Source organism: Paludibacterium denitrificans, assembly GCF_009707705.1.
GTDB classification, from domain to species: domain Bacteria; phylum Pseudomonadota; class Gammaproteobacteria; order Burkholderiales; family Chromobacteriaceae; genus Paludibacterium_A; species Paludibacterium_A denitrificans.
The window spans coordinates 2,552,799-2,578,251 of sequence record NZ_WLYX01000001.1 but is presented as its reverse complement, the minus strand read 5'-3'; the positions used below and the strand labels follow the sequence as shown (position 1 = coordinate 2,578,251).

General features: G+C 56.9%; 42 protein-coding genes and 4 pseudogenes. 26 read left to right on the top strand and 20 right to left on the bottom strand.

Annotated elements, in window-relative coordinates; translation table 11 throughout:
* Positions 1–61 precede the first annotated feature (61 nt).
* The 18 genes and pseudogenes from GKE73_RS26105 to GKE73_RS26095 all read left to right on the top strand — a co-directional run.
* Positions 62–2,592: pseudogene (locus GKE73_RS26105) on the top strand (type VI secretion system Vgr family protein); the annotation flags it as partial.
* A gap of 20 nt (positions 2,593–2,612) precedes the next feature.
* On the top strand, positions 2,613–3,209 hold the full coding sequence (locus GKE73_RS16745; protein WP_230371565.1) for a hypothetical protein: 597 nt from the start codon (positions 2,613–2,615) through the stop codon (positions 3,207–3,209).
* Between the two features lie 137 nt (positions 3,210–3,346).
* The gene (locus GKE73_RS16740) at positions 3,347–3,592 is read left to right on the top strand and encodes a hypothetical protein (RefSeq protein ID WP_230370842.1); all 246 of its coding nucleotides are present in this window, start codon (positions 3,347–3,349) and stop codon (positions 3,590–3,592) included.
* The gene (locus GKE73_RS16735) at positions 3,562–4,197 is read left to right on the top strand and encodes a hypothetical protein (protein WP_230370841.1); all 636 of its coding nucleotides are present in this window, start codon (positions 3,562–3,564) and stop codon (positions 4,195–4,197) included. Before GKE73_RS16740 ends, GKE73_RS16735 begins: the two co-directional genes overlap by 31 nt.
* A 29-nt stretch (positions 4,198–4,226) precedes the next feature.
* On the top strand, positions 4,227–4,700 hold the full coding sequence (locus tag GKE73_RS16730; RefSeq protein ID WP_230370840.1) for a DUF6531 domain-containing protein: 474 nt from the start codon (positions 4,227–4,229) through the stop codon (positions 4,698–4,700).
* Positions 4,701–4,712: 12 nt separating this feature from the next.
* Positions 4,713–4,898, top strand: a complete 186-nt coding sequence (locus GKE73_RS16725; RefSeq protein ID WP_230370839.1) for a hypothetical protein — start codon at positions 4,713–4,715, stop codon at positions 4,896–4,898.
* A gap of 8 nt (positions 4,899–4,906) precedes the next feature.
* Entirely contained in the window at positions 4,907–5,902 is a 996-nt protein-coding gene (locus GKE73_RS16720; protein ID WP_230370838.1) for an RHS repeat domain-containing protein, read from the top strand.
* A complete protein-coding gene (locus tag GKE73_RS16715; RefSeq protein ID WP_230370837.1) occupies positions 5,811–6,344 on the top strand; it encodes an RHS repeat domain-containing protein in 534 nt (177 codons plus the stop codon). Before GKE73_RS16720 ends, GKE73_RS16715 begins: the two co-directional genes overlap by 92 nt.
* Positions 6,284–6,496, top strand: a complete 213-nt coding sequence (locus GKE73_RS16710; RefSeq protein WP_230370836.1) for a hypothetical protein — start codon at positions 6,284–6,286, stop codon at positions 6,494–6,496. The genes GKE73_RS16715 and GKE73_RS16710 overlap by 61 nt, the downstream gene beginning before the upstream one ends.
* Positions 6,466–6,621, top strand: coding sequence for an RHS repeat domain-containing protein (locus GKE73_RS25025; RefSeq protein ID WP_230370835.1), 156 nt, complete (start codon positions 6,466–6,468; stop codon positions 6,619–6,621). The genes GKE73_RS16710 and GKE73_RS25025 overlap by 31 nt, the downstream gene beginning before the upstream one ends.
* Before the next feature lie 155 nt (positions 6,622–6,776).
* The gene (locus GKE73_RS16700; RefSeq protein ID WP_230370834.1) at positions 6,777–7,013 is read left to right on the top strand and encodes a hypothetical protein; all 237 of its coding nucleotides are present in this window, start codon (positions 6,777–6,779) and stop codon (positions 7,011–7,013) included.
* 2 nt (positions 7,014–7,015) lie between these two features.
* Complete coding sequence (locus GKE73_RS16695; RefSeq protein WP_230370833.1) at positions 7,016–7,276, top strand: RHS domain-containing protein; 261 nt, start codon at positions 7,016–7,018, stop codon at positions 7,274–7,276.
* Complete coding sequence (locus GKE73_RS16690; protein ID WP_230370832.1) at positions 7,215–7,784, top strand: RHS repeat-associated core domain-containing protein; 570 nt, start codon at positions 7,215–7,217, stop codon at positions 7,782–7,784. Before GKE73_RS16695 ends, GKE73_RS16690 begins: the two co-directional genes overlap by 62 nt.
* Positions 7,785–7,786: 2 nt before the next feature.
* Positions 7,787–8,197, top strand: coding sequence for a hypothetical protein (locus tag GKE73_RS16685; protein ID WP_230370831.1), 411 nt, complete (start codon positions 7,787–7,789; stop codon positions 8,195–8,197).
* A gap of 125 nt (positions 8,198–8,322) precedes the next feature.
* Entirely contained in the window at positions 8,323–8,748 is a 426-nt protein-coding gene (locus GKE73_RS16680; RefSeq protein ID WP_230370830.1) for an RHS repeat domain-containing protein, read from the top strand.
* A 100-nt stretch (positions 8,749–8,848) separates the two neighbouring features.
* Positions 8,849–9,061, top strand: coding sequence for a hypothetical protein (locus tag GKE73_RS16675; RefSeq protein WP_230370829.1), 213 nt, complete (start codon positions 8,849–8,851; stop codon positions 9,059–9,061).
* Positions 9,034–9,327, top strand: coding sequence for an RHS domain-containing protein (locus GKE73_RS25020; RefSeq protein WP_230370828.1), 294 nt, complete (start codon positions 9,034–9,036; stop codon positions 9,325–9,327). Before GKE73_RS16675 ends, GKE73_RS25020 begins: the two co-directional genes overlap by 28 nt.
* The gene (locus GKE73_RS26095) at positions 9,263–9,484 is read left to right on the top strand and encodes an RHS repeat domain-containing protein (RefSeq protein WP_376767376.1); all 222 of its coding nucleotides are present in this window, start codon (positions 9,263–9,265) and stop codon (positions 9,482–9,484) included. The genes GKE73_RS25020 and GKE73_RS26095 overlap by 65 nt, the downstream gene beginning before the upstream one ends.
* On the opposite strand, the pseudogene GKE73_RS16665 reads toward GKE73_RS26095, so the two are convergent.
* Positions 9,444–10,306 (bottom strand): annotated as a pseudogene (locus tag GKE73_RS16665) (IS5 family transposase). The gene GKE73_RS26095 and the pseudogene GKE73_RS16665 overlap by 41 nt on opposite strands.
* Before the next feature lie 46 nt (positions 10,307–10,352).
* Between GKE73_RS16665 and GKE73_RS16660 the strand changes: the two are divergent.
* Positions 10,353–11,331: pseudogene (locus tag GKE73_RS16660) on the top strand (IS3 family transposase); the annotation flags it as partial.
* A gap of 175 nt (positions 11,332–11,506) precedes the next feature.
* Here the strand turns inward: GKE73_RS16660 and GKE73_RS16655 are convergent.
* The 19 genes and pseudogenes from GKE73_RS16655 to GKE73_RS16570 all read right to left on the bottom strand — a co-directional run bounded on the left by GKE73_RS16655 (position 11,507) and on the right by GKE73_RS16570 (position 20,794).
* A complete protein-coding gene (locus tag GKE73_RS16655) occupies positions 11,507–12,430 on the bottom strand; it encodes a cation diffusion facilitator family transporter (RefSeq protein ID WP_230370827.1) in 924 nt (307 codons plus the stop codon).
* On the bottom strand, positions 12,427–12,657 hold the full coding sequence (locus GKE73_RS16650) for a DUF2789 domain-containing protein (RefSeq protein WP_230370826.1): 231 nt from the start codon (positions 12,655–12,657) through the stop codon (positions 12,427–12,429). Before GKE73_RS16650 ends, GKE73_RS16655 begins: the two co-directional genes overlap by 4 nt.
* Before the next feature lie 8 nt (positions 12,658–12,665).
* The gene (locus tag GKE73_RS16645; protein WP_230370825.1) at positions 12,666–13,850 is read right to left on the bottom strand and encodes a thiolase family protein; all 1,185 of its coding nucleotides are present in this window, start codon (positions 13,848–13,850) and stop codon (positions 12,666–12,668) included.
* Between the two features lie 314 nt (positions 13,851–14,164).
* Positions 14,165–14,320, bottom strand: coding sequence for a hypothetical protein (locus GKE73_RS16640; protein WP_230370824.1), 156 nt, complete (start codon positions 14,318–14,320; stop codon positions 14,165–14,167).
* Positions 14,307–14,588 carry a hypothetical protein gene (locus GKE73_RS16635; protein ID WP_230370823.1) on the bottom strand — a complete coding sequence of 94 codons (282 nt, stop codon included), beginning with the start codon at positions 14,586–14,588 and terminating at the stop codon, positions 14,307–14,309. The genes GKE73_RS16640 and GKE73_RS16635 overlap by 14 nt, the downstream gene beginning before the upstream one ends.
* Positions 14,589–14,605: 17 nt before the next feature.
* Positions 14,606–15,025: a rhodanese-like domain-containing protein gene (locus GKE73_RS16630; protein ID WP_230370822.1), complete on the bottom strand. Its 420-nt coding sequence runs from the start codon at positions 15,023–15,025 to the stop codon at positions 14,606–14,608.
* Between the two features lie 14 nt (positions 15,026–15,039).
* Complete coding sequence (locus GKE73_RS16625; protein WP_230370821.1) at positions 15,040–15,276, bottom strand: thioredoxin family protein; 237 nt, start codon at positions 15,274–15,276, stop codon at positions 15,040–15,042.
* Complete coding sequence (locus tag GKE73_RS16620; protein ID WP_230370820.1) at positions 15,273–16,325, bottom strand: permease; 1,053 nt, start codon at positions 16,323–16,325, stop codon at positions 15,273–15,275. The genes GKE73_RS16625 and GKE73_RS16620 overlap by 4 nt, the downstream gene beginning before the upstream one ends.
* An 86-nt stretch (positions 16,326–16,411) precedes the next feature.
* On the bottom strand, positions 16,412–16,969 hold the full coding sequence (locus tag GKE73_RS16615; RefSeq protein ID WP_230370819.1) for a sigma-70 family RNA polymerase sigma factor: 558 nt from the start codon (positions 16,967–16,969) through the stop codon (positions 16,412–16,414).
* A gap of 2 nt (positions 16,970–16,971) precedes the next feature.
* Positions 16,972–18,039: an ACR3 family arsenite efflux transporter gene (gene arsB, locus GKE73_RS16610; protein ID WP_230370818.1), complete on the bottom strand. Its 1,068-nt coding sequence runs from the start codon at positions 18,037–18,039 to the stop codon at positions 16,972–16,974.
* Positions 18,040–18,068: 29 nt separating this feature from the next.
* On the bottom strand, positions 18,069–18,416 hold the full coding sequence (locus tag GKE73_RS16605) for a low molecular weight phosphatase family protein (protein WP_446686342.1): 348 nt from the start codon (positions 18,414–18,416) through the stop codon (positions 18,069–18,071).
* A gap of 10 nt (positions 18,417–18,426) precedes the next feature.
* On the bottom strand, positions 18,427–18,564 hold the full coding sequence (locus GKE73_RS26730; RefSeq protein WP_446686341.1) for an arsenate-mycothiol transferase ArsC: 138 nt from the start codon (positions 18,562–18,564) through the stop codon (positions 18,427–18,429).
* 66 nt (positions 18,565–18,630) lie between these two features.
* Positions 18,631–18,989 (bottom strand): annotated as a pseudogene (gene arsD / locus GKE73_RS16600) (arsenite efflux transporter metallochaperone ArsD).
* Between the two features lie 33 nt (positions 18,990–19,022).
* On the bottom strand, positions 19,023–19,466 hold the full coding sequence (locus GKE73_RS16595) for a protein-tyrosine phosphatase family protein (RefSeq protein WP_230370817.1): 444 nt from the start codon (positions 19,464–19,466) through the stop codon (positions 19,023–19,025).
* An 11-nt stretch (positions 19,467–19,477) separates the two neighbouring features.
* The gene (locus GKE73_RS16590) at positions 19,478–19,717 is read right to left on the bottom strand and encodes a low molecular weight phosphatase family protein (protein WP_230370816.1); all 240 of its coding nucleotides are present in this window, start codon (positions 19,715–19,717) and stop codon (positions 19,478–19,480) included.
* The gene (locus GKE73_RS16585) at positions 19,707–19,973 is read right to left on the bottom strand and encodes an arsenate reductase ArsC (RefSeq protein ID WP_230370815.1); all 267 of its coding nucleotides are present in this window, start codon (positions 19,971–19,973) and stop codon (positions 19,707–19,709) included. The genes GKE73_RS16590 and GKE73_RS16585 overlap by 11 nt, the downstream gene beginning before the upstream one ends.
* A gap of 37 nt (positions 19,974–20,010) precedes the next feature.
* Complete coding sequence (locus GKE73_RS26725; RefSeq protein WP_230370814.1) at positions 20,011–20,301, bottom strand: VOC family protein; 291 nt, start codon at positions 20,299–20,301, stop codon at positions 20,011–20,013.
* A complete protein-coding gene (locus GKE73_RS26720) occupies positions 20,235–20,492 on the bottom strand; it encodes a VOC family protein (protein WP_230370813.1) in 258 nt (85 codons plus the stop codon). The genes GKE73_RS26725 and GKE73_RS26720 overlap by 67 nt, the downstream gene beginning before the upstream one ends.
* 20 nt (positions 20,493–20,512) lie before the next feature.
* Complete coding sequence (locus tag GKE73_RS16570) at positions 20,513–20,794, bottom strand: ArsR/SmtB family transcription factor (RefSeq protein ID WP_376767375.1); 282 nt, start codon at positions 20,792–20,794, stop codon at positions 20,513–20,515.
* Positions 20,795–21,096: 302 nt separating this feature from the next.
* Here GKE73_RS16570 and GKE73_RS16565 point away from each other — a divergent pair, with 302 nt between their 5' ends.
* The 7 genes from GKE73_RS16565 to modC all read left to right on the top strand — a co-directional run bounded on the left by GKE73_RS16565 (position 21,097) and on the right by modC (position 25,236).
* Entirely contained in the window at positions 21,097–21,300 is a 204-nt protein-coding gene (locus GKE73_RS16565; protein ID WP_230370812.1) for a BON domain-containing protein, read from the top strand.
* Positions 21,301–21,439: 139 nt separating this feature from the next.
* Positions 21,440–21,817 (top strand): winged helix-turn-helix domain-containing protein, encoded by a 378-nt coding sequence (locus GKE73_RS16560; RefSeq protein ID WP_230370811.1) that lies wholly within the window; start codon positions 21,440–21,442, stop codon positions 21,815–21,817.
* A 71-nt stretch (positions 21,818–21,888) separates the two neighbouring features.
* Entirely contained in the window at positions 21,889–22,656 is a 768-nt protein-coding gene (modA, locus tag GKE73_RS16555) for a molybdate ABC transporter substrate-binding protein (RefSeq protein WP_230370810.1), read from the top strand.
* A gap of 7 nt (positions 22,657–22,663) precedes the next feature.
* Positions 22,664–23,170, top strand: coding sequence for a TSUP family transporter (locus GKE73_RS16550; RefSeq protein WP_230370809.1), 507 nt, complete (start codon positions 22,664–22,666; stop codon positions 23,168–23,170).
* A gap of 35 nt (positions 23,171–23,205) precedes the next feature.
* Entirely contained in the window at positions 23,206–23,469 is a 264-nt protein-coding gene (locus GKE73_RS16545; protein ID WP_280955235.1) for a TSUP family transporter, read from the top strand.
* Between the two features lie 14 nt (positions 23,470–23,483).
* Entirely contained in the window at positions 23,484–24,161 is a 678-nt protein-coding gene (gene modB / locus GKE73_RS16540) for a molybdate ABC transporter permease subunit (RefSeq protein WP_230370807.1), read from the top strand.
* Between the two features lies 1 nt (position 24,162).
* Positions 24,163–25,236, top strand: a complete 1,074-nt coding sequence (gene modC, locus GKE73_RS16535) for a molybdenum ABC transporter ATP-binding protein (RefSeq protein ID WP_230370806.1) — start codon at positions 24,163–24,165, stop codon at positions 25,234–25,236.
* The last annotated feature ends 217 nt before the right edge of the window (positions 25,237–25,453 follow it).

The following is a 25,453-nucleotide window of genomic DNA, read 5'->3' as shown; positions in this document are numbered from 1 at the left end:
GCATAAACTCGCGCTTTCAACCGTTCGTGAACACTCACGTCACCCGACGTGACAAGACTCCATGGATCTGTCTGCCCTGCTCGCCAGCTTCGCCAGCGCCTTCACCCAGCACCAGCGCCTGCTCACCCTGCAGCTCGAGGCCCCATCGCTCAGCGCCGAATCGTTGTTGCCCCACGCGCTGGACGGCCGCGAGGGCGTCTCCGAGGCCTATCTCTATCAGCTCACCTGTCTGTCTCCCGATACCCATCTTGAACTCAAGTCGCTGCTCGGCCTGACCGCCCGGCTGGGGGTACAGGAGGCCGATGGCCGGGAGAGTATCCGCTGTGGCGTCGTCTCGCGCGCCGAGTTGTTGGGCGCCGATGGCGGTTTCGCCAAGTATGCGCTGACCCTCGAGCCACCGTTTGCCCTGTTGCGCCACCGTCGGACTTCACGGGTGTTTCAGGATCTGACTGTCCCGGAGATCGTGACGCAGATCCTCCACGAGCATCAGGCCAATAATGCCGTCTTTGCCCGGTGCAAACGCTGAGCTTTCACACCCAGCCCGCCACGCCCCGCCGGTATTGTCTGCAGTACCGCGAGAGCGATTTCGATTTCATCGTGCGGCTGTTGCAGGAGGAAGGCTATGCCCGGCGTTTCGAGCACCACGACGGGGAGACGCCACAGGTGGAACTGGTGGTGTTCGACGATCCTTACAGCCTGCCCGCCGCGCCGTTGGAGCGGGTGCGCTATCACCGTCGTGATGCCACTGAGGACGAGGACGGGCTGACCGACTGGTCGGCCAGCCGTCAGGTGGTCACCAGTCAGGTGGCGTTGGCCAGCTTTGACTACCAGCCGGTGGCCACCCAGCACAGCGGCGACCAGAGCCGTATTGATCAGGGGGCGCGTGGCGAAACGCTGCAATCCACCTTGCAGGACTACGATCCGCAATCGCTCCACTATGCCAATGACGCCGATCAGCTTGGCCAGTATGCCCAGCTGCGCCAGCAGGCACACGATGCCCGGGCCAAGACCTTCAGCGGCAGCGGGTCAGTCCGTGGTCTGTGTGCTTAGCCAATGGTTCCGGCTGGATGATCATCCGGCGCACGAGGGGGACAGCCGTGAGCAGCGTGAATTCGTGGTTACCCGGCAGACCTTCCGGGCGCGTAACAACCTGCCCGTCGACCTGCAGGGGGCGCTGTCCGGCCTGATCGGCCAACCCGAGGCGGATGCGGCCAAGTCGCCGTTCGAGACCGAATTCACCGCCCAGCGGCGCGGTCTGCCGCTGACGCCAGCGTATGCACACAGCGAGCTGGCCCGACCGACCTCCCGGGGGGTACAGACCGCCACGGTGGTCGGCCCGGCGGGTGAGGAGGTGTATACCGATGCCCGGGGGCGCATCAAGGTGCAGTTCCACTGGCAGCGGCCAGACGAACACCCGACCCTCGGCGCCAATCTCGATGACCAGTCCTCCTGCTGGCTACGGGTGGCCATGCCCTCGGCTAAAGCTTGGGGGCACCAGTTCATTCCGCGCATCGGTCAGGAAGTGCTGGTCGACTTCATCGAAGGCGACATCGACCGCCCGGTGATTGTGGGCGTGCTGTACAACGGTAGTCATGCCACCCCGGCCTTTAGCGGCGCCGGTGCCTTGTTTAAAGCCAACAAGACCCTGTCCGGCATCAAGTCGAAAGAACATCAGGGTGGGCAATACAACGAACTGCTGTTCGACGACACCCCCGGCGAAGTGCGGGCCAAACTCAGCAGCGAATCCGGCAAGACCCAGCTCAACCAGGGCTTTCTGACCCAGCCGCGCACGAACGGCAAAGCCCAGCCGCGCGGTAACGGCTTCGAACTGCGGACCGACCAGCACGGCGCGATCCGCGCCGCCCACGGTCTGCTGCTCACGACCGAGGCACAGAATGGGGCCGCTTCCCACAGCTGGCACGGGAGCACGTACAAAGCCAGCTCGATGCCGCCCTCAACCTGAGCCAAAGCCCGGCCGACACCGCCAGCGCCCAGTTGGCCGACCGCATGGAAACCGGGCCGGAGGCCATCAATCCGGACAACAGCGCCGCCGGAAAGAAAGACAGCGGCCACCTGCAACACCACGTCGCGGCCCTCAAAGCACGGGAAGTAAGCAGCAACACCGATAAAGAGGGCAAGACCGCCAAAGACCAAAGCGGTCAGCAACCGTTACTCATCCTGTCCGGCCCGGCCGGTATCGCCAGTGCCAGTGAACAAAGCCAGACCCTCAGCGTAAGCACCAACCTTAACCTGATCGCCCAGCGCGACAGCAACCACACCACCGGTCGCCGCTGGCTGCACAACGTCGGCCAGCACATCAGCCTGTTTGTGGCGGGGGTGAAGGACAAGGTGGCGCTGAAGCTGATTGCGGCCAAAGGCAAGGTACAGGTGCAGGCACAGAGTGGGGAGATGGAGCTGACGGCGGACCAGGATGTCACCGTTACGTCGTGTAAGGGCAAGGTGACGATTGCCGCCAGCCGGAAATCCTGCTGACCAGCGGGGGCGGCTATATCCGGCTGAAGGGGGGGGAACATCGAGATTCACTGCCCGGGCACGGTGAGTGTGAAGGGCGCCAGTCATAGTTTGTGTGGTGAGCGAGCCTGAGCGTGCCGATGCCGACCTTTGCCAAGCCCGGCACCGGCAATCTGCAAGTCCTGCACGAGTTTGCTAATGGTTACTCGATGAATCAGGGCAAGTTCGTGGTAACCGACGCGTTGGGTGTCAAGCACCAAGGCGTGCTAGACGAGTCTGGCAAGGCAATGGTGCACGGTCTGCCAGAAGGACCGGTTGATGTGGCTTTCCTTGGGCGTCCACATAAAGACAAGCAGGATGTTTTCCCCTTTGTGCCGTTGCCGGACGATGCAGCACAGATAGCGGCCAAGCTGGAGAAGCTGGCCGGAGCAGCGGTGCAGGCCCGGGCCATGCAGCAGTTGGGCAGCTTGTTGGGCGGCATGCCCAACGGCATGGCTGGTCTTGCGGGTCAATTGTTGCAGGGAAAGAGTTCAAATCTGATGGCTCAGGCCAGTCAAGTGGCATCAGGCTCACTGCACGGGGCTATTACCAGCATCGCGGGCCGGGCTAGCAAGCTTGCCGCCCATACCGATCAAGTGCGCCAGATGGCCGGAAAGGCACAATCTGCGCTGGACGCTGCCCGTAACCAGAAGCTGGCTCTACCTACGGTGCCCGGTGCCACTCACTCTCTGCTCTGAACCGCCTCCACGACAAATTTTTGATATCTAGAAATCATGACAACAGCTGCTGTCCGTCCCGTTGCCGTTTTAGCTTAAGCACTCCGCAAAACGCCGCCAAAGCGCTTGAGCAAACTGGCCAGGATTTCGACAAATGGTTGCGCCGCATCAGCGACGGCCACCTGTCCGTTGAAACGTTGAAGACCGTCGCTGCTACCGTCCCGGTAGTGGGCAACCTGATTTCTATCGGCGATGTTGTCGTGGACGTTGTTGACATGTGCAACAAATCCAACCGTCGCGAAGAGGTGGATGTGTTCGACTGGTTGTTTCTTGGCGTGGATCTGGTGGGCGTTGTGCTTAGGCTGCCGGTGGTTTGTTCAAGGTTGGCGTTCGGCCAACCCTGAAGTTGTGTGCCACCAGCTTACGGCGAGCTGGCAAGGATTGGGCCAAGGCTGAAATCGAAGCCGGTCTGGCTGCCAAGCTGATTTCCATGTTACCGGCCAGTTATCGCAACTCCCCTGCGGAGTGGGTCAAGTTTGTTGACAGCAAGATTGAAGCGGAGCTGAAGGAGTGCGGAGCTAAAGGCGGCAAGATTCTCAAGGGCTTCGCCGATTTACTTACCAGCATGGGCACCGGCAAATTTGGCAGCTATGTCGAACAGCATGTGCAGCACACGCCAGTCCGTTACAACCTAGCCAAGACGAATGACGCAGGCTTGTGGGGCACCATCAGCGCTCATCTACAAGCCGTCAAAAAAGCAGCAGCCTCGGCAGGCCAAGAGGTCGCCAGCGGCGTGATGGTGACGGCGGCGCATGAGGTGGATGGCGTGCTGAAGGGAACCGCCTCCGCACGACTGATGCAGCGACTGGGCACGGCCATTGCAGGGTGGGCAGCAAAACTGGGCGAGATGCTGTTGAAGATGTATAGCAGTCATCTCAAGCCTTTGTTGGCGAAACTGGCTCGCGCCTTCCTCAAGCACATGCCAGTCAAAGCCGGTGCAGTTGCTTAAGCAAAGCCGTCAAGACGGTCAGTGCCAAAGTGGCGCAAGTCAGCAAGGAAGTCGCTGCCAGATTCGCGCCCAAAGCAAAACCTGCGCCCAAGTGTGCCTGCGCCACCTCAGGGAATGCCATTGGTTACGCCTTTGGCGAAGAAACATTCGAGCACACTGATTTCAGTTTGCCGGGTGTATTGCCCATTGTGTGGAGCCGCCGCTATCGATCCGACTTTACTGCCAACGATCAACGGGGTGAATTGGGGGCGCGCTGGATTTTGCCTTACCTCTCACGCTTCGATATTGAAGGCGGGAAACTCAAATACTACGACGACAGCGGCCGGACACTTGAGTATCCGTTGTTGGCCGAAGGCCTTTCTCACAAGGATGCCATTGAGGGCTATACCCTTACTCGCCTCTCAGATACTTTATTGTCGCAAACCTTTGGCCATGACCTGATCCAGCTTTATGAAAAACAAGGCGACAGCTTCCGTTTGGCACTAGTCAAGGACCGCGCTTAAAACAGCATCGCCATGAACTTCAATGAAGGTCGGCTCTCGCAGTTGATCAGCAGTGCGGGGCATGTGGTGGATATCAGCCACGACACCGTCTACCGCATTGCCGCCGTTGCACTTCGTGACCCGGTATCAGGCGAGGCGGGACGCGTACTGGCACGCTATCGCTATAGCGATAGCAACCCACTTCTGACCGATGCTTAGGCGACCTGTTGGAAGCCCGGGATGAAAATGCTCAAAGCTGGGCTTATCAGTACAGCCATCATCTCGTTACCCGCTATACCGACCGTACCGGTCGTGGCATCTCGCTGGAGTGGGATGGCGTTCACAGCGAAGCTCGTGCGATACGCGAATACGCCGACGACGGTAGCCTCGATGTGCGGCTTACACGGGACGAAAACATTGATCTGACTTACGTCACAGACGCCTATGGCCGGACGAAGGAGTACTACTTCGACGAAAAGGGCTACAACTACCGCATCGTCTATCCGGACCACAAAGAAGAGTGGTTCGAGTTCGATGAAGACAAGCGACTCACCAGCCATGTACACCCTGACGGCAGCGAAGACCGCTTCGCCTATGACGAGCGGGGAAACATGGTATGGCATGAGCGTCGGGACGGCAGCGAAGTGGCCTTTGCCTACGATGAGCAGGATAACCTCGTTGAAATCACCGACCCATTGGGCGAGAAATGGCTGCGCGCCTACGACGACAAGGGGCAGCTGATTGAAGAAACCGACCCACTCGGTCACAAAACCAAGTATGCCTACAACCAGCAGGGCCTGCCGGTTGCCGTGACCGATGCCAAAGGCGGTGCCAAAAAGATCAGCTACCGCCCGGATGGCCTGCTGGAAAGCTATACCGACTGTTCAGGCAGCGTTACCCAATGGCAATACGATGAGCGTGGCCGCTCGGTGCTCATCATCGATGCCATGGGCAGCGCCACCCGCTACCAGTACGGCGATAATGGTGGCCTGCGCGCTATCGTGTCGCCGGATGGCCGAGCCACCCAGTTGGAGCGCGATGCCGAATCCCGCCTGCTCAAGATTACCGACCCGTTGGGGCGTAGCACGCATTACGACTACGACAAGGCCGGGCGGCTGCAAAGTCGTACCGATGCTAACGGCCACGCGTTGGCCTACCGCTACGACACACTGGGTAGAGCTGATCGCCCTGCGCAACGAAAACCACCGCCACTATCTGTTTGAATACGATGAAGGCGGACGCGTGATTGCCGAAACCGGCTTTGATGGTGCAGTCACCCGCTACCGTTACGATCCCGCAGGCCGACTGGTAGAGCAGCAAGAGGGCGATGTTGCCACCCACTATCGCTACGACAGAGCAGGTCGCCTGATCGAACGCAGTGCGCCGGGCAGCAAGGAAAACTTCGGCTACGACCCTGCCGCCTGTTCAAAGCCAAGAACCGCTATGCCAGCCTGCGCTGGATTTACGACCCGGTCGGCAATATCAGCGAAGAACACCACGGCTACCACCTTGCCGGCCTACGGCAAACCTTCCGCTGGCGTCATGAGTACGACGAACTGGGCAATCGCATCGCCACCCAGCGGCCGGACGGGCATCGCGTGGACGTGCTCAATTACGGCAGCGGCCATGTGCATGGCCTGCTGTTCGGCCAGCACGACATCCTGAATCTGGAGCGCGACAAGCTACACCGTGAAACCCAGCGCATATTGGGCAATAGCTTGCAGCAAAGCCCGGCCTACGACAAAGCCGGGCGTCTCAGCAGCCAGCGCCTGAGTGGTGCCACCCAGTGGGTAAGCAGTACCAGTACGATGCCGTAAGCCAGCTTACCGGCATTGCCGACAATCGCCGCGGCCAGATCAATTACCGTTACGATCCGGTGGGGCACTTACTGGAAGCCGCCACCCCCAAAGGCGTGGAAAGCTTCCGCTTCGACCCGGCTTAAGCAACCTGCTGGACAACACACCGACAGCCGATGGCCATCAGGACAACAGCCTGCTGGGCAATCTACTGAGCCACTACGCCAAGCCGTCACTACCGCTACGACAGCCGCGGCAACCTCATCGAAAAACGCGTCAACGGCAGCCTCACCCAGCTGGAATGGGACGGCTACAACCGCCTGAGCTGACAGCGCCGGGTGGCGACAGCACCGAATACCGCTATGACCCGCTGGGCCGCCGCATCGCCAAGCTCAGTCAGGGCAAGACAACCCTGTACGGCTGGGATGGCGACGTGCTGGCGTTTGAAACCCAAGACGACGCCGCAGTGCATTATCTATTCGAACCCGGCAGCTTCATCCCGCTGGCCCGGTGCACACCGACGCCATCCAGGGTGTGAAAGTGCCAGCATGGGGCCAGCACAACCCCTACGATCCAGACCGCGACCCACTGCTGAAGGAAGGCCCGGAGCCATCCGCCCCGCACGCGGTGTACTACTACCACGCCGACCATCTCGGCACCCCGCAAGCCCTTACCGACGAACAAGGTAGGCTGGCGCTGGAAATGGACTACCGGGCACGGGGCGAAGCACGGGAAGTGATTGCCGAGGCGGCAGCCTCCGCGGCCTCCGCAACCCCTTCCGCTTCCGGGGCAGTACCATGACGACGAATCAGGGCTGCACTACAACCGCCACCGCTACTATGATCCGGAGATAGGGCGGTTTATTTCGCGGGACCCGATTGGGTTGATGGGTGGGATTAACATCCACAGCTATACACTGAATCCAATAACATGGATTGATCCTTTAGGCCTCTCAGAGTGCCCGAATAAAAAAACATGGTTTAATGCAAAAAGTCGTCGGGAAGCACTACGGCAGGCGAAACGAGATGCTAGAATTCCAATGAATCAACGGCCCAAAGTCATGAGAGAAGATCTTGAGGATGGGCATGGAAATACTGTGCTTGGCCCTAATTATGAACCAGTTACCACAAGAAATTATCACTACACCAACATCGATGGCAAACCAGTGATAATCCAAGAACATAGCATGGGACATGAAAAGGCAACTCCCTGCCATGGAGCAGAACCTCACTTTAATGTAAGACCAATTAGCAACCCAAAAACTGGCAGCTTCCCCAAAACTCATGGCCATTACAATTTCCCGAGGTAGCAATGAATTTATTAGACAAAATCGCGCGCAATCAATTTTTGCTGCAATTATTCCCAACAGGCCTGTCTCAACCAATACATATTGGGCAAATCAATCTTGATATAGGAGGTCGAGTTTATTTCAACCTGCATACAAGGCAAAAACCTGAAATAGAAGTTGCCAAATGGGGAGCATGGGGGAAAGATTACAACACAATTGTAATCAAGTTATTTGCCAAATCAGGAGAGAGCATAGAAATAAAAGAATGGCGCAACTCACACTATGATACTCTAACAACAGAAGAAAATGCAAAATACATAACTATAAGACAGAAAAACAACTCATTCAGTTTAAAACTCGAGGTATCAAATATAATTTTTCAAGAATGCACCACCTACACAGATGAATTAGAGATAGAAAATACCAAGGAGTAAGGAGAAGAGAAAAATAAAAGCAGACCACATTTTTTGTAGTCGAAGTCAATGAAAGATACTGCAAGCCGTACAAATACAACAAGCTGGGCAACCGCATCGCCACCCTGCGGCCGGACGGGCATCGCGTGGACGTACTCAATTACGGCAGCGGCCATGTGCATGGCCTGCTGTTCGGCCAGCACGACATCCTGAATCTGGAGCGCGACAAGCTACACCGTGAAACCCAGCGCATATTGGGCAATAGCTTGCAGCAAAGCCGGGCCTACGACAAAGCCGGGCGTCTCAGCAGCCAGCGCCTGAGTGGTGCTACGCAGTGGAGCCGCCAGTACCAGTACGATGCCGCTGGTCAGCTCACCGGCATTGCCGACAATCGCCGCGGCCAGATCAACTACCGTTACGACCCGGTAGGGCGCCTGCTGGAAGCCGCCACCCCCAAAGGCGTGGAAAGCTTCCGCTTCGACCCGGCAGGCAACCTGCTGGACAACACACCGACAGCCGACGGCCATCAGGACCACAGCCTGCTGGGCAATCTACTGAGCCACTACGCCTAGCCGTCACTACCGCTACGACAGCCGTGGCAACCTCATCGAAAAACGCGTCAACGGCAGCCTCACCCAGCTGGAATGGGACGGCTACAACCGCCTGGTAAGCTTGACAGCACCAGGTGGCGACCGTACCGAATACCGCTATGACCCGCTGGGCCGCCGCATTGCCAAGCTCAGTCAGGGCAAGACAACCCTGTATGGCTGGGATGGCGACGTGCTGGCGTTTGAAACCCATGACGACGCCGCCGTGCATTACCTGTTCGAACCCGGCAGCTTCATCCCGCTGGCCCGGTGCACACCGACGCCATCCAGGGCGTGAACGTGCCAGCGTGGAACCAGTACAACCCCTACGACCCGGACAAGGACCCGCTACGGCAGGCAGGTCCGGAACCATCCGCCCCGCGCGCGGTGTATTACTACCACACCGACCACCTCGGTACCCCACAAGCCCTTACCGACGCGCAAGGCCAGTTGGCGCTGAAGATGGATTACCAAGCCCGGGGCGAAGCGCGGGAAGTGATTGCCGAGGCGGCAGCCTCCATGCGGCATCCGCAACCCGTTCCGCTTCCGGGGGCAGTATCATGACGACGAATCAGGGCTGCACTACAACCGCTATCGCTACTATGATCCGGAGATAGGGCGGTTTAGGCTTTGTTGCACAAATCAGTCACAGGTCGAACTACCCCAATCCCCAGACGGACTTATCCCATGCGGACCGTTTGCGGTGTGTCCAAGGCTGTAAAGCGATTCAGAATCGTGGAACAGATTTGAAGCTCCGCCACCTGCCGGTCAAAGTCCCGCGACTTGACGCGGTCCGCCACCAATTTAAAACAGTGCATCCTCGTTTCGACCAAGCTACGCCGATGGTAGCCACTCCACTTTTTCCAGAGCGTGCGCCCCAGATACTTCACCGAGCGTAGTGACTCATTGCGAGCCTGATTGCCTCGTGAACTCCCTTTCCAGAATTGGCCGTTTCGACGTGGGGAAATGATGGCCGCCGCCCCACGCACTGCTATCGCGGCGTGGCACAGACGTGCGTCATACGCCCCATCCGTCGTCACTGTCGCCAGTTCCTTTGCCTCCGTAATCTGGGACAGCAGCTCCGGTAACATCATGGCATCGCCGGTACGATTATCGGTCACTTCCATAGCCCGGATTTCGAGCGTTTGCGCATCAATCCCCAGATGTAGCTTGCGCCATTGGCGGCGGTAATCAGCACCATGCTTTTTTACCTTCCACTCGCCTTCGCCCATCATCTTGATACCCGTGCTATCCACCAAGAGATGCAGACAACCCTGTTTCTTCTGTACCGGAATGCGCACTTGCAGGTCTTTCTGGCGGCGGGAAAGTGTGCTGAAGTCGGGGACGGCCCAGCCAAGTCCAGCCGGTGCAAGATGCTCTCAACCATACCTGTGGCTTGGCGTAGAGCCAGGCCGAATAGGCATTTGATGGTGAGACAGAACTGGATGGCAGCATCGGAGAAAGTTGGTTGCCGCCCCCGTTTACCGGTGACTGGAGCCTGCCAGTTGATGGTTTGGTACTTGGGGGGAAGGGGCTTGCTCATGCCGTCATTCTACCGGATGGCCGCAAGCCCTGATTTGTGCAACAAAGCCGAGGCCAAGCGTCTCAAGGAGCTGGAGACCGAGAATGCGCGACTGAAGAAACTCTTGGGCGAAACCATGCTCGAGAACGAGATTGCCAAAGAGGCCCTGCGAAAAAAGTGGTAAGCGCACCGTCACGGCGAAAGCTGGTGCGCCATCTGGTGGGCAAAGGGCTTAGCGAGCGCAAATCGCTGCGCCTGGCTTAAGCATGAGTCCCAGTTCATTCCGCTATCAGCCCGCCGCCGACCGCAATGCCGCCTTGAAAGTGAAGATCATCACACTCGCGCAACGGCACCGACGCTACGGTGCTAAGCATGATCTATTTGAAGCTGCGGCAGAGCGGCATGGTGGTCAATCACAAGCGGGTAGACCGGCTCTATGCTGAGGCCGGTCTGCAAATTCGCTTTAAGCGCAAGCGCAAGAAAATCCCTGTGGCCGACCGTCACCCACTGGCCCGTCCTTTGGCCGCCAATCAGGTCTGGTCGATGGACTTTGTGTTCGACCGGACAGCTGAGGGGCGTGCCATCAAGAATCTGACCGTCGTCGATGATGCCGGGCATGAGGCCGTCGCCATTGTTCCAGAACGTGCGATGGGAGGTCTGCATCTGACCCGCGTCCTCGACCAGCTGGCGAAGACACGTGGCTTGCCCAAAGCCATCTGGACCGATAACGGCAAGGAGTTCTGCAGCCGAGCGATGTTGACACGGGCACACACCCGTCGGGTTCAGCTCTTTCTCATCGAGCCGGGCAAGCCCAATCAGAACGCTTACATCGAATCCTTTAACGGGCGTTTCCGGGATGAGTGCCTGAACGAACACTGGTTCACCAGCCTGCGCCATGCCCGGTCGTCATCGAAGCCTGGCGTAGGGAATACAACAACGAAAGGCCCAAGAAAGCGCTTGGCGGTTTAACGCAAACTGCCTATGCCGAATCACTTGCAGAGAAATCAGGTAAATTAAGCCCAGACTCTAAAGCTCCCTGCTACTGAAAGCGGGGGGACGTCGGAAACACAATTTTGTGTGAGTGGACTTTTCAGGCACTTCGGGCAAGTTGGCTTACCTGAATGGACAAGCACAGCTCTCCGTCGAGTAAAAAAATTGATCAAAAAAGCTCTGGGGGGACATCGGATGATGCCGCGATGATAGACATCATAGATGACTTGACTACGGCAGCAGCATTAGTGCGGCGCCCCCCCATGAGCGACAAGCTATCGTGAACGGCTGTCGCATGATCTGAATCGTAGAATGGGTGATCTCGAAGCGCTCTTGCAAAGAGTCGGCTATGTCCTTCAGGAACGCATCGTCCGCCTGTCCCGTTGGCATCACCAAGTGCGCCGTCATCGCGGCTTGTGCGGTGTCGAGCGCCCAGATGTGTAGGTCGTGTACCGACTGCACGCCTGGTCGGCCAGCAAGATAGTCATGCACAGCTTGCGGATCAATTCCTTCTGGTACGCCGTCGAACAGAAGATGTAAAGACTGTCGGAATAGGCTCCATGTCCCCCAGATGATCACGGCTGCGATCAGCAGGCTGACAATGGGGTCCAGCCAGTTCCAGCCTTTCCAGAGGGTGAGCGCACCAGCGACAACCACGCCAGCCGATACGAGTGCATCGGCCATCATGTGCAGGAATGCCCCACGGATGTTCAGGTCGGCGTTGCGCCCGTGCATAAACAGCAAGGCCGTTGCCGTGTTGATGACGATCCCTATACCTGCTACCTCCATGATCATCACACCTTCATTTCCTATCAGCAGTTCCGGTGATAGCAAGCGTCTCACTGCCTCCCAGCCAAGTGCCCCCATGGCCACGAGCAACAGCAAAGCATTGGCAAATGCCGCCAGAATGCTTCCACGCTTCCAGCCATACGTGTGGCGTGGGTTGGGTCGCAACTTGCCAGCCAATGCACCACCCCAAGCCAGCACCAATCCAGCAACATCGCTGAGGTTGTGCCCGGCATCGGCCAGCAAGGCCAATGAGTTGATCTTCCAGCCATAGAAGGTTTCGATTGCCACAAAGACCAGATTCAAGCCAATGCCAATGGCAAAGGCTCGACCGAAACTGGCTGGTGCGTGATCATTGTCATGACTCATCGCAACGTGGCATCCAGTGCATCGATGGTTCCGGACCAATCCGCATCCTCAGCCAGTTCGTCTCTCAGGAATTCGCGCTGTGCCTCAGTCCAAAATGGCGCGTTGATGAGGGCTGTATCGGCTGATAGAGGGCGATGTGTACTCAAAAACTGTGCAATGCCCGCTGCATCATTGGGCAGCCCCAGTTGAGCAAATAAATCATGAAAACGATGTACGAGTTGGTCCATGCTTATCCTCACAACATTTCCAGCGCCAGCGCGATGCCTTGACCACCGCCAATGCAGAGCGTGACAATGCCACGTTTGCAGCCATCGCGCTGCATGGAATGCATCAAACGCGTTGTGAGTACCGCGCCAGTGGCACCGATGGGGTGCCCATGTGCAATGGCGCCCCCCTCGACATTGACAATGTCCTCGGCAAACCCGAGTTCACGTAAACAGGCCAGTGTGATCGCGGCGAAGGCTTCATTGATCTCAACGCGATCAACATCGGCAAGCGACCACTGCGCCCGTGCCAGTGCTTGGCGGACGGCAGGCACCGGCCCCAAGCCGAACATACCGGGCTCCACCGCTCCCACGCCATACGAAACGAGTCTTGCCAAGGGATGGAGTCCATTCTTCTCGGCCCATTCCCGGTCGGCAACGATCATTGCCGCTGCGCCAGAATTCAGCCACGGTGCACTGCCCGCCGTAATGGTACCGTCCTTGCGGAACGCAGGCTTGAGCTTGGCGAGCGACTCGGTAGTGGTCTCGGGGCGGTTGTGCTCATCTTTGTTGAATACGGTGGGTCCTTTGCGCCCCGGCACTTCTACCGCTACGATTTCTGCTTCAAACTGGCCAGCCGCCTGCGCTGCGGCAAAGCGTTGCTGCGAACGTAGCGCCCAGCGGTCCTGATCTTCGCGCGAGATATTCTTTTGCGTGACCAAATCTTCGGTGTGCCAGCCAGAATGCTTGCCGCTGAAGGCATCGTTGAGACCGTCGTACAGCATACTATCGAACATTGTGACATCACCCATCCGAGCACCCCAGCGAGCCTGTGGTAGCAGATAAGGGGCACGGTCCATGTTTTCCATACCGCCTGCCATTGCACAATCCACCATGCCTGACCAGATTTCCAGAGCAGCGCTCACAATGCCCTGAGCCCCGGAGCCGCAGACACGGTTGACCGTCAGGGCTGGTACCTCGACAGGCAAACCCGCGGCAATACCCGCCCGGCGCGCAGGATTCATCTTGACTCCGGCCTGAATCACGTTACCCATAACCAACGTCTGAACCTTGTCAGCCTGTAAGCCGGAACGCTTTAGGACTTCTCGAACAACGACCGCCCCTAAATCAGGTGCAGGGATGTCTTTGAGGCTGCCACCGTAAGTGCCGATGGCTGTGCGCACTGGATTGCAAATAACAATTTCTTTTTGACCCATGTCACTGCTCCTTAGAAATGTTCAAATACCGAACGAGTCCACATGCAAGCGTTCCGGATTCACGTCCTGTTGATTCAGGACGCGTGTAATTCCTCGGAGCATGGCAGGTGGGCCAGCCATATAAATGTCGCGCAGACCGATAAGTACGCCTGCCTTGTGTCCGCCGCGCATCCAAGAATTTGGAAGGTGATCCTGCCATCCCTATGCGGTGAATTAGCGATGAACGATGCTAGGCCCCCAATGGGTGCTTCCCCGTGGGACACTGTGCCAAGGCTTGGTAAATTGTGGATTGGGCATCGAGTGTTTCTCGTTGGCTATGTGCCCGCACGTTTCAGTACACCGCTCAGTTGAGTACCGGGTGCCACCGTGTTGTAGACCGTGCCATATTTCTTCACGTTGTCGTGCAGCAGGTCGAGACGATGCTCACTTTCATCAGTGTCCACCAGAATTTCATAGTCAATGGATTCCATCTTCGGCGGCACATCCTCGGCGCACTCCGTGCAGGCGTACTTCCACGCCGCGCAGCTCAAAGTTAAGGATCGGTATCACCCGTTCGATACCCTTGATCATGCAGGCGGCCAATGCGGCCATGAGGAGCTCGGCAGGGTTGAAGGCATCAATGCGTCCGGCCAGATTGGTATCTAGGGTAATGTCAGCCGCTTTGCAGTGGGCCAGGCTGCCATGTGCGTCAATACGGCGAGCCTGTACACGGAAGGTCATTTTGGGTTTGTCGTCCATGGGTCCTCCGATTTCATTCAGCAGCAACTGCCGCTGGTGCTTGGACTAGTTATGGGGGAGCAGCACGCACGCGCTGATGTGATCGATGCAATGTCACCCCGGACCGGGAAGCCTTTACGTATCCACTTTTTCAGGCCATCCTCCATGTTGGCGACTTTCTCATAGCCGTGATACATCAAAAAGTAAGTTGCTTTCAGGCTACGTTCTCCAACTGAGCACGACAGAATCAGTTCCCTGTCCTTGGGGAGTTCGGCAAAGCGCTGTTCGAACTCGCTCATTGGAAGATAGATCACATTCGGTACATCGAAAACCAGCTGAGCGACTTCATCCTCCTCGCGCACATCCACCAGCATTGCATTTTCTTGTTCAAGTTTGCGTTGAATAAGAGTTGGGCAGTACTGGCGCGCGTCCCGTAGTGTCTTCTGATCGGTGTTCATACTCAGGACTCTGCTTATTGACTCAGCCATTGGTCAATCTTGTCGCGCGCAGGAATGCCTCCAGCATGTACAACCTTACCGTCAATCACTACAGCTGGGGTACTCATCACGCCATAGCTCATAATGTCCTTGATGTCCTCGACCTTCTCCAGCGATACCGCAAGGCCCTTAGCCTGAGCGGCTTGCTCAATGAGGGCGATAGTGCTCTTGCAGTTGGCACAACCGGTGCCAAGAACCTTGATCTCTTTCATGTTAGTCTCCTTATAAAACCCAGTTGAATACATAACCCACGATCAAAATGCCTGTCGCCACTACGCCGGTAAAGGTGGCTATCAGCCTGATCTTGAGTACCTTGCGCAGAATGACCATTTCCGGGAGAGACAAGGCAATCACGCTCATCATGAAGGCAAGCACCGTGCCCAGCGCCGCCCCTTTGGCGAGTAGAGCCTGCACAATGGGAATCACGCTTAACGGCGTTGGTATACATGGGCACCCCGATCACGACTGCGAGTGGCACGGCCCACCAAGCGTCCTTACCCATGATAGCGGCCATGAAGTCCTCTGGTACGTAGCCGTGAATGCCTGCGCCGATGGCAATGCCTGCCAGAATGTAGGGCCAAACTTTGCCCACAATTTCTCGGACACTCTGAAAACCCGCTTCAATTCGCTCGCTTAAACTTATGCCTCCAGCTTCAATCTCGGCGCTAACACGAGGCATGTTGCGAACCCAGTCCTCCAGATAGGCTTCCATATTTAGCCGACCAATGATCCAGCCCGCGACGATGGCTACCGACAACCCCAATCCCAAATAAAGCAGTGCGACCTTCCAGCCGAACATACCGAAGAGCAGTGTTAACGCGACTTCATTGACCATTGGCGCCGAAATCAGGAAAGAAAAGGTGACGCCCAAGGGAACACCGGCTTGGACAAAGCCGATGAACAGTGGCACAGCCGAGCAGGAACAAAAAGGCGTAACGATTCCTAGAGCGGCAGCCATTACATTGGCTACCCCTTCCGTGCGTCCGGCCAGTAGGGAACGGGTGCGTTCTGGGGTGAAATAGCTGTTTATCATTCCCATGACAAACACGATGCCGGTCAGGAGCAGCAGCACCTTTGGTGTGTCATAGAAAAAGAACTGCAACGCCCCGCCCACATGGCTATCGCGAGCTACCGGCAGGATGGCAACCAATCCTTCAGAAAGTGGGATCAGTGTTTGGTATAGGCCCCACCACAGCAGAGCAGCCATTAGCAGAAACGCTCGAGGATTGCGTTGCGGCCAATGTATGGCGAAGGTAGTCATGTTTCAATCTCCAATGTTGCTTGCCCGGCAGGCTTGCTATTGTGCCGGACTGTCAACAATGGAGACGAATGAACCGCAAAAAGGATTCAGGCAATAGGGTGAGAGGCGTGGCAACACACCTGACCTGCCTCATCGAAACGAACACGGCAGTTCAAGACCAGCGCATCTCTCAAGCGTTTCCTTGCCCGGAGGAGACGTGACTTGGCCGCTGCAAGGGTTAAGCTATTAGCTTCAGCATAGGCACGCACTGTTTGGCCTTGTAGATCACAGGTTTCAATGATGTGGCGGTCTTCTGCCGACAGGATGGGAAGATTACGCGCGATGCAAGTATCAAGTGCATCAACGGGTACCCGCTCGTCGACCGTTATGTCGGCTAATTCCTCTGGTAATGCTTCACATGCTTTGGTCGTTCGAGCGACGTCGATCAAAGCATTTCGAGCGACGTGGAATAGCCAGGCACGAGGGTTATCTAGGGCGCAGAAGGCTTGACCTTGACGCATAGACTTCAGGAAGACCTCCTGCAGGAGGTCTTCCGCTGTATGAATATTGCCTGTACGGTGAGCCAGAAAGGCAAGTAACTCACTTTCGTGTGCAACCCATGCTCGCAAGACACACTCGAATTCGGTTCCGGTACTCCCCGTCATGATTATTTGGCCTCGTACCACGATTGGGAGGCATTGACGACCCGGACCACCAGTAGCATTACCGGTACTTCGATCAGTACCCCGACCACAGTGGCTAGCGCTGCCCCGGAGTGAAATCCGAACAGACTGATCGCCGCCGCGACGGCCAACTCGAAGAAGTTAGATGCCCCGATCAATGCTGACGGGCAAGCCACATTGTGCTTCTCTCCCACCACCCGGTTAAGCCAGTAAGCGAGAGCCGAGTTGAAGAACACTTGGATCAGGATAGGTACGGCCAGCAAGGCAATGACCAGTGGCTGCTTAAGTATGGCCTCGCCACGGAAGGCAAACAACAGCACCAGCGTTGCCAGCAAGGCGGTAATCGACCACGGACCAATCTTGGCCATAGCCGCATCGAATGCGGCCTGCCCTTTGGACAGCAGCCCCTTGCGCCATAGTTGGGACAGGATCACTGGAATCACGATGTAGAGTCCCACAGAGACCAACAAGGTGTCCCATGGAACGGTGATGGCAGAAATGCCCAGCAGGAACCCCACCAGTGGGGCAAAGGCCACCACCATGATGCTGTCGTTCAGCGCCACTTGCGACAGGGTAAACAAGGGATCTCCATTGGTCAGCCGACTCCACACGAACACCATCGCAGTGCACGGAGCCGCCGCCAACAGGATCAGCCCGGCAATGTAGCTATCCAACTGATCATAAGCACAGCATCGGGGCAAACAGGTGACGAATGAACAGCCAGCCCGGAAAGCCATGGAGAACGGCTTGACTACCCAATTCACAAACAGGGTGACGCCAATGCCGCGTACATGCTGGCGTACCTCGTGCAAGGCACCAAAATCCACCTTCACCAGCATCGGGATGATCATTACCCAGATCAGCAGACCTACCGGCAGGTTAACCCGGGCGACTTCCATCTTGCCGATGGCCTGAAACACGTCAGGCAGCAACTGTCCCAAACCGATACCGATGACGATGCAGGCAAACACCCACAAGGTGAGATAGCGCTCAAACACGCTCATGGGGGTGCCAGTGGCTTTCTTGGTCGTTACTTCACATTGTGCAGACAACATTACCTCCTCAGCATCAAATTTCTTATTTATTGTTTCCCAAGCGCACGCAACTGGGTCTGCAGTGACATACGATCGATCTTGTCGATGGGTAGGCTTAGAAATAGACGAATACGATTGGCGATCTGCATCTGCGCTGTCATGAATGCCTTGTGCTGTTTGTCATGGCTTCCACGGACCGCGGCCGGATCGGCAAATCCCCAGTGTGCCGTGATCGGTTGCCCCGGCCGGGCGGGACAAGCTTCCCCCGCTGCGTTGTCACAGACGGTGAAGATGAAATCCATCTGAGGCGCATCCGGTTGGGCAAACTCGTCCCAACTTTTGCTGCGCAGATCGCCCAGACTGTAACGTTGTTCAGATAGGATTTCCCGTGTCATGGGATGGATTTCACCACGGGGGTGACTGCTTAAGCACTGTAGGCATGGAAGCGCTCTCGGCCCGGTGGTTCATGATGACTTCGGCCATGATGCTGCGCGCTGAATTGCCCGAGCAGATGAACAGGACATTGTAAATCTTGTCGCTCATGTCAGTTTTCCTTGTTAACCAGATGGGTCAGTTGTAACAGCCGTTCGACACCAATCGGCTCCCCACTTAGCAGCAGCGGCTGCCGGAGCAGCAACTACCGGTTGATTGCGTCGCGTTGATCTCAATGATGCCAGCCCAGCGTGCCAATTCCTTACGGTTAGGGTAACGGCCAGCCATAGCGACTTCACCATTGACCAAGACCAGTGGTAGCCCCTCCTGCCCCGTGCGTTCCAGAAAGCCCTTGACCGTGGCATTGTTGGCAAAGGCCGGGGTTGCTGTGCCAGATTAAAACGCTCGATCTGTGCACCATTCTGCTTGGCCCAGTCGACATCGGCAGAGAAATTCACCAGTGCCCGGTCGACGTTCACACCACATACGCCCGTGCTGCAGCACAGTGCCGGATCAAAAATCTGGATGATTTTCATTGCAATCCTTTCTCTCTTTCACTGGCAAGCCGATCAGGCTTGCGGGTACAGCTGCTGCAATGCCGCTCGCTGCGCAGGTTTCATACTGATGATTGGGCGAATCGCCTTGGCCTTGGCCTCGGCTGCCTCGAGGGTCTGACACAGCCCCAATTCCAACAGCACCCCAACGGCGACGGTGCCGGTGCGGCCTTTGCCACCACCACAGTGGAAGCCCACCTTCTGACCGGCACGATAGGCGGTGACCACCGCATCGATGGCGGCCTTGAACAGGGCGACCTGATCCTGCGTCACATCATCCCCCAAGGGAATCTTGGTCCGGGTAACATCCGGCACCGCCGCGGCGCAGCCGGTGGATTCTTCGCGCAGATCCACAATCACTTGCACACCGTCCTGCTCTACCATGGCCGCGACATCGCTCGCGCCACCGAGGAAGACATGGTCGGCAATCAGTTGGTGATAGCTTTTGTTTTCGCTCATGGGTGTCATCCTTAAGGCAGCAGGGTGCCGATGCGATCCAGTTCGGCTTTGAAGCGAGCGCGATCCTGCTGCAGTTCCACCAGCGGTAAGGCCAGCAGGGCTTCAATACGGGTGCGCAGGATACGGTAGGCCGTCATGAAGGCAGCATCGATTTCTGCATCGGTACCCGTGGCATGGGCAGGGTCTTCCACGCCCCAGTGGGTACGCAGCACCGGGCCAAGGTAGGCCGGACAGGTTTCGCTAAGCAGCACTGGCGCATACAGTAATCACGATATCGGGTGTCGCTTGCAGATTGTCCCAAGACTTACTGTGATAACCCTCGGTCGAAATTCCTTCACGGCTCAGCAGTGCCATCGAACGCGGATGTACTTGCCCGGTGGGCTGACTACCCGCACTCATCGCCTGCCAACCAGCAGGTGCCAGATGGTTGAACGTGGCTTCTCCAAGGATGGAGCGGCAAGAGTTGCCCGTACACAGGAACAGGACGTTGACCGGGTGATTGCTCATAGTGGTGTTCTCTTCAATGAGTGAAATGCGGGACGCGTTAGCAGCAGCTGCCACCGGGCGTGCAGCAGGTTTGCGGCGCGGGCTGGGCTTGCGCTGGCTTGGGGGCACAACATGCGATAGCCGCGTCAGCGGAGGCTTCTTGCTCGCCATGGAAAGTCGGAATGGAAGCCAACGAGTGATAGCTTTCCCGGGCAATACCAGACGGGTCGGTCACCCAGTGCTTATTCGACCTGGCGTAACAACAGCCGGTCTGCATCTGGGTCACCATGCTGATATCTGCCTGCTGTAGTTGGCTTTGCAGTTGTGCCAGTTCCTCTTCGCTCTCCACCGGATGCCCAGATGATCTAATCCCGGCTCAGCACCCCGTTGTGAAATGGCGAAGTTAATGCGCGGATCTTCCAGCATCCACTTCGCGTAATCGTCCTTCTGCACGGATGGCGCAGTATGGAACAGCGCCGAGTAGAACCGGATGCTGTCTTCGAGATTGTTGACAGCTACGTGGATATGAAAGCGTTTCATGACAAGACTCCTTCGTTACGTTACTGACAAGTACCGTCACAAGCGGGCACTGCCGCACCCGCTTCGCATGGCTCGCCACGACAGCAGTTCTCGGTCAAGTAGCCCAGCAAGCCAGTCATCTGGTCGTAGTTGGCCGAGTAGTAAATGAACCGCCCTTCCTGACGCGCCTGCAGCAAGCCAGCACGGCTCAACTCCTTCAGGTGGAAGGACAGCGTGGCATTGGCAACACTCAAGCGCTCTCCGATCTGGCCAACAGCCAAGCCTTCCGGCCCTTGTTGCACCAACAACCGGTAGATCGACAAGCGTGTTTCTCGGGCCGGGCAGCGAGTAGGGTGACGGCATTTTTCGTTTCCATATTTCCATATTCATCGAAACGTAGTAATTGGTCAAGTACAATTCGAATATTATTGAAATAACAGGAAAGACACCGCCTGACGGGATAAGACTGTCCCGCTTACTGAAGAAGCGGAAACGCTGCTGTTAATTACGAAAGGAAAATCTGAATGAAGTCGATCATCACTCGTGCCCTAGTCCTGGCTGCTCTACTGGCTTCTGCCGTGACGACTTTGCCTATGCCGAACAACCGGCGATGGAGGCCGCAGATGTGGCACTCGCCAAACAGGTCAAAACCGCTCTGGACCAAGACCCGGATCTGGCGAAGCTGAATCTGTTGGTAACCAACAAGAAGGGAGATATCACGATCGATGGCACCATGACAGACGACCAGCAGATGGTGCGTACCGGTGAAATTGCTCAGAATGTACCAGGGGTGAAAAACATCCTCAACAACATGATGATGGCTAAATAAACATTGTTATCGGCGGGTGCGACTTGCCGGGCAACATCGCACCCTGCACGCATACTGCTTTATATAAGCGCAGCTCTTCTTTATGCTCCCAAAAGCTGAATTCATGATCAGCAAATGACTCTGAGCGGTCCTGATCTCTATGCACTTATTTTCACAACAACCATCGATCATCCTGGTGCGACCCCGGGTTTACATCGGTGACGGTATCTCGGTTGGTCCGGGCAAAATCGACTTGCTACGCAAAATCGGAGAAACCCACTCTATCTCGGCAGCGGCCAGAGCGCTCGGCGTGCCGTACAAGCGGGCATGGCTGCTGATCGACTCGCTGAACCAAGGCTTTGTCACCCCGGTAGTAGAAACCGCAAAAGGCGGTAAAGGCGGTGGTGGTGCGCGGCTGACAGCGCTTGGACAGCAACTTGTCACGGCCTATGACGCATTGGAAAAGCGACTGAACCTCGAAGCTAAGGATGAATTAGCTGCTCTGCAGCGTTTGGTCGATCAGCCTACGTCCGATTGACTATGGCTGGCCATGCCCAATTTCATTATGCTATTCGTTATGTCTTTTTTGACCTAACGATATGGTGTCCCATGAAATCAGCCAAGTACCTGCTGTCAGTCTGCACATTGTTATTCTCCCTATCGGCACATGCCGAGAAAGTCACGATTGCCGCTGCTGCCGACCTCAAGTTCGCAATGGACGAGATTGTCGCCACCTTCAAAAAGGCCACTCCAGCTGATGATGTGGACGTGGTCTATGGCTCCTCGGGAAAATTCCAGACACAGATTCAGCAGGGTGCGCCTTATGATTTATTTTTCTCCGCAGACATTACGTTCCCACGTAAGCTAGCCAAGGCTGGTTTTGCCGCATCGGAGGTCAAGCCTTACGCTGTTGGCCGTATTGTGCTGTGGAGTGCAGACCGGGATGCCCGCAAGATGACGCTCGCCAGCCTGGCCGATCCAAAAATCACCCATATTGCCATCGCCAATCCCAAGCACGCTCCTTATGGCAAGCGGGCAGTTGAGGCCCTGCAAGCAGCCGGTCTCTGGGCAAAGGTCGAACCGAAGCTGGTTTATGGCGAGAACATCGCCCACACCGCACAGCTCGTACAAACGGGTAACGCTCAAGTCGGCATCATTGCCTTGTCTCTGGCGGTCAACCCTGAGCTGGCAAGCAAAGGGGGATATTGGCTAGTTCCAGATAAATTGCATACGCCATTGGAGCAAGGCTACATCATCACCAAACGTGCAGAAGGCAATGCCTTGGCCAAACGATTCGCTAACTACATGGATAGCAAGGCCCGTGCCGTGATGACCAAGTATGGCTTTGTCCTGCCGGGCGAAGTCGCTGGCAAGTAGCCCTATCATGAGTATTAATTCCCGTAATAGCCAAGGCTTCATTGCCGGATCACTGATCGGTACACTAGGCGGTTTAATCGGCTTGGGTGGTGCAGAATTCCGCTTACCGGTCCTGGTCGGCGTGTTCCGCTTGGATACGCTTGAAGCGGTCATTCTCAACAAGGCAATGAGTCTGGTGGTGGTGACCGCCGCATTACTGTTTCGCGGCGGTACCATTTCGCCCGGCATTCTCATGGCGCATCTTGATGTCGTGCTGAACCTGCTGGCGGGTAGTTTGGTTGGCGCGTGGTGGGCAGCAGGCCATGCCATCACTTTGCCCCGGCACTGGCTCAACCGCATCATCATGGTGCTGTTGGTCGGCCTCTCGCTGGTCATGCTGTCGGAGGCGTGGGCTGGTGTACATGCCGAACGCGACGCCACTGTTCGAGGCTGGACCGTTGCGCTTCGTGGTAAGCTTGGTGGCCGGTTTAGGTATTGGCATCGTGGCCGCCCTGCTGGGCGTGGCCGGTGGTGAGTTGCTGATTCCTACCATCGTGTTGCTCTACGGCACTGGATATCAAGCTCGCTGGCAGTCTGTCGCTGATGGTTAGCTTACCGACGATGGTCGTTGGTTTCGTCCGCTACAGCCGTGCCAATGCTTTCTCCGTTCTGCGGCAGGAAAGTCAGTTGATGCGTTGGATGGTAGCAGGTTCGATCCTCGGTGCGGCAGCGGGGGGCATGTTGCTAGGTTTGGTGCCAACAGGTCTGCTGATGGGCTTGCTCGGTGTCGTTCTGCTGGTTTCCGCCATCAAGACCTTCCAGCACACACATTAACCAGAGGAGAGGTAATGCTGTCTGATAGTGACCTGCAGGCGATTGGGCTGACTGTGCGCTTGGCGGGTACCGTGACCCTGATCCTGCTGCTGGTAGGTACGCCCATCGCTTGGTGGCTGGCTCGCTCGATAACCTGGTGGAAGCGGCCAATCGGTGCCGTGGTGGCATTGCCCTTGGTGCTGCCGCCTTCAGTGCTTGGCTTCTATCTGTTGCTAGCAATGGGACCACACGGTTTGATCGGCCAACTGACCCAAGCATTGGGCATCGGACCGTTGCCTTTCACTTTCTGGGGCTTGGTCTTTGCCTCGGTGTTTTACTCGCTGCCCTTCATGGTACAGCCGCTACAAACCGCCTTCGAGGCCATCGGCGACCGTCCGCTGGAAGTGGCCGCCACCCTGCGGGCTTCGCCACTGGATGCCTTCTTTACCGTAGTTGTGCCGTTGGCCGCACCAGGTTTTTTGACGGCCTCGATCCTGACCTTCGCCCATACCGTGGGCGAGTTTGGGGTGGTGCTGATGATCGGCGGCAACCTGCCCGGCGTTACCCGTGTGGCCTCAGTACAAATCTACGATCATGTTGAGGCATTCGAATACGCCCAGGCGCACAACCTTGCAGCGGTGCTGCTGACCTTTTCCTTCCTGGTGCTGTTAGCTCTATACGCCCGGCGGCCAGCCCCGAAGAATGGAGCTTGAAATGACCGCAATAGAGGCACGTTTCCGGCTTGACTGGTCGGGATTCGTTCTTGATGTCGATCTCACTTTGCCAACACGGGGTGTCACAGCACTATTTGGGCCATCCGGCTCGGGTAAAACGACGCTGCTGCGCTGCATCGCGGGTCTGGAGCGAGCATCACAAGGACGACTCACAGTCGGGGGAGGAGTCTGGCAGGATGCCGGACACTGGCTGCCAACATACAAGCGGCCTATCGGCTATGTGTTCCGGGAAGCCAGCCTGTTTGCACACCTGACGGTGATGGGCAACCTGCGCTATGGCCTCAAGCGCCTCTCAGGTGAGCAGCAGGTAAGCCTGGACCAAGCCATCGAGCTACTGGGTATTGGCCATCTGCTCAACCGAAAAGCAGATCACCTGTCTGGTGGTGAGCGTCAACGAGTGAGCATTGCGCGAGCGCTGGCCGTAAGTCCGCGTCTGCTACTGATGGATGAACCACTGGCGGCTCTGGATCTGAAACGCAAGCAGGAGATCCTGCCTTATCTTGAGCGTCTGCATGACGAGCTGGACATTCCCGTACTCTATGTCAGCCACTCTCCGGACGAAGTAGCCAAACTAGCCGACCACCTTGTGGTCATGGACAGTGGCCGGGTGCTCGCTAGTGGACCGCTAGCCGATACCCTGACCCGCCTCGATCTGCCGATCCGGCTGGGCGAGGATGCCGGTGCCGTCCTGGATGCTACGGTAGAAGCAGTGGACAAGGAGTGGCACTTGGCACGTGTGGACTTGACCGAGGGAGGTAGCCTGTGGGCGAAGGATAGTGGACTGTCGGTCGGACAGTCAGTACGGATTCGTGTACTGGCCCGTGACGTAAGTCTGGCTCTGAATTTCCCGGAGCACAGTAGCATTCAGAATGTCCTGCCCGGCATCGTTGATGGGATCGCTGGTGACGACCATCCCGGTCTGACTTTAGTGAGGGTGCGGGTTGGCCGTAGCATGTTATTGGCCAGGCTAACCAAGCGTGCTGCTGCGTCATTGGGTTTGACCATCGGGCTGGCATTATGGGTGCAGGTAAAGTCTGTTGCACTGATGGAGTAGGCTGTTCTAGCAGATATACGCGTAAATGGGGAGCGGCAGAAATTCTGTGTAAACCTGCCATTGCACTCATTCGTGGTGACCGACCGCTTTGGCCGACCTGTAGACAAACCGGTTAACTGATGGAGGTCATACTTTGTGGCGGGCCTGGTAAGCTCTAGGCCTTGGTTGTTAAAGAGTATCCTCGTAGTGTGCTTCGATCGAAAGAGTACACATGCTC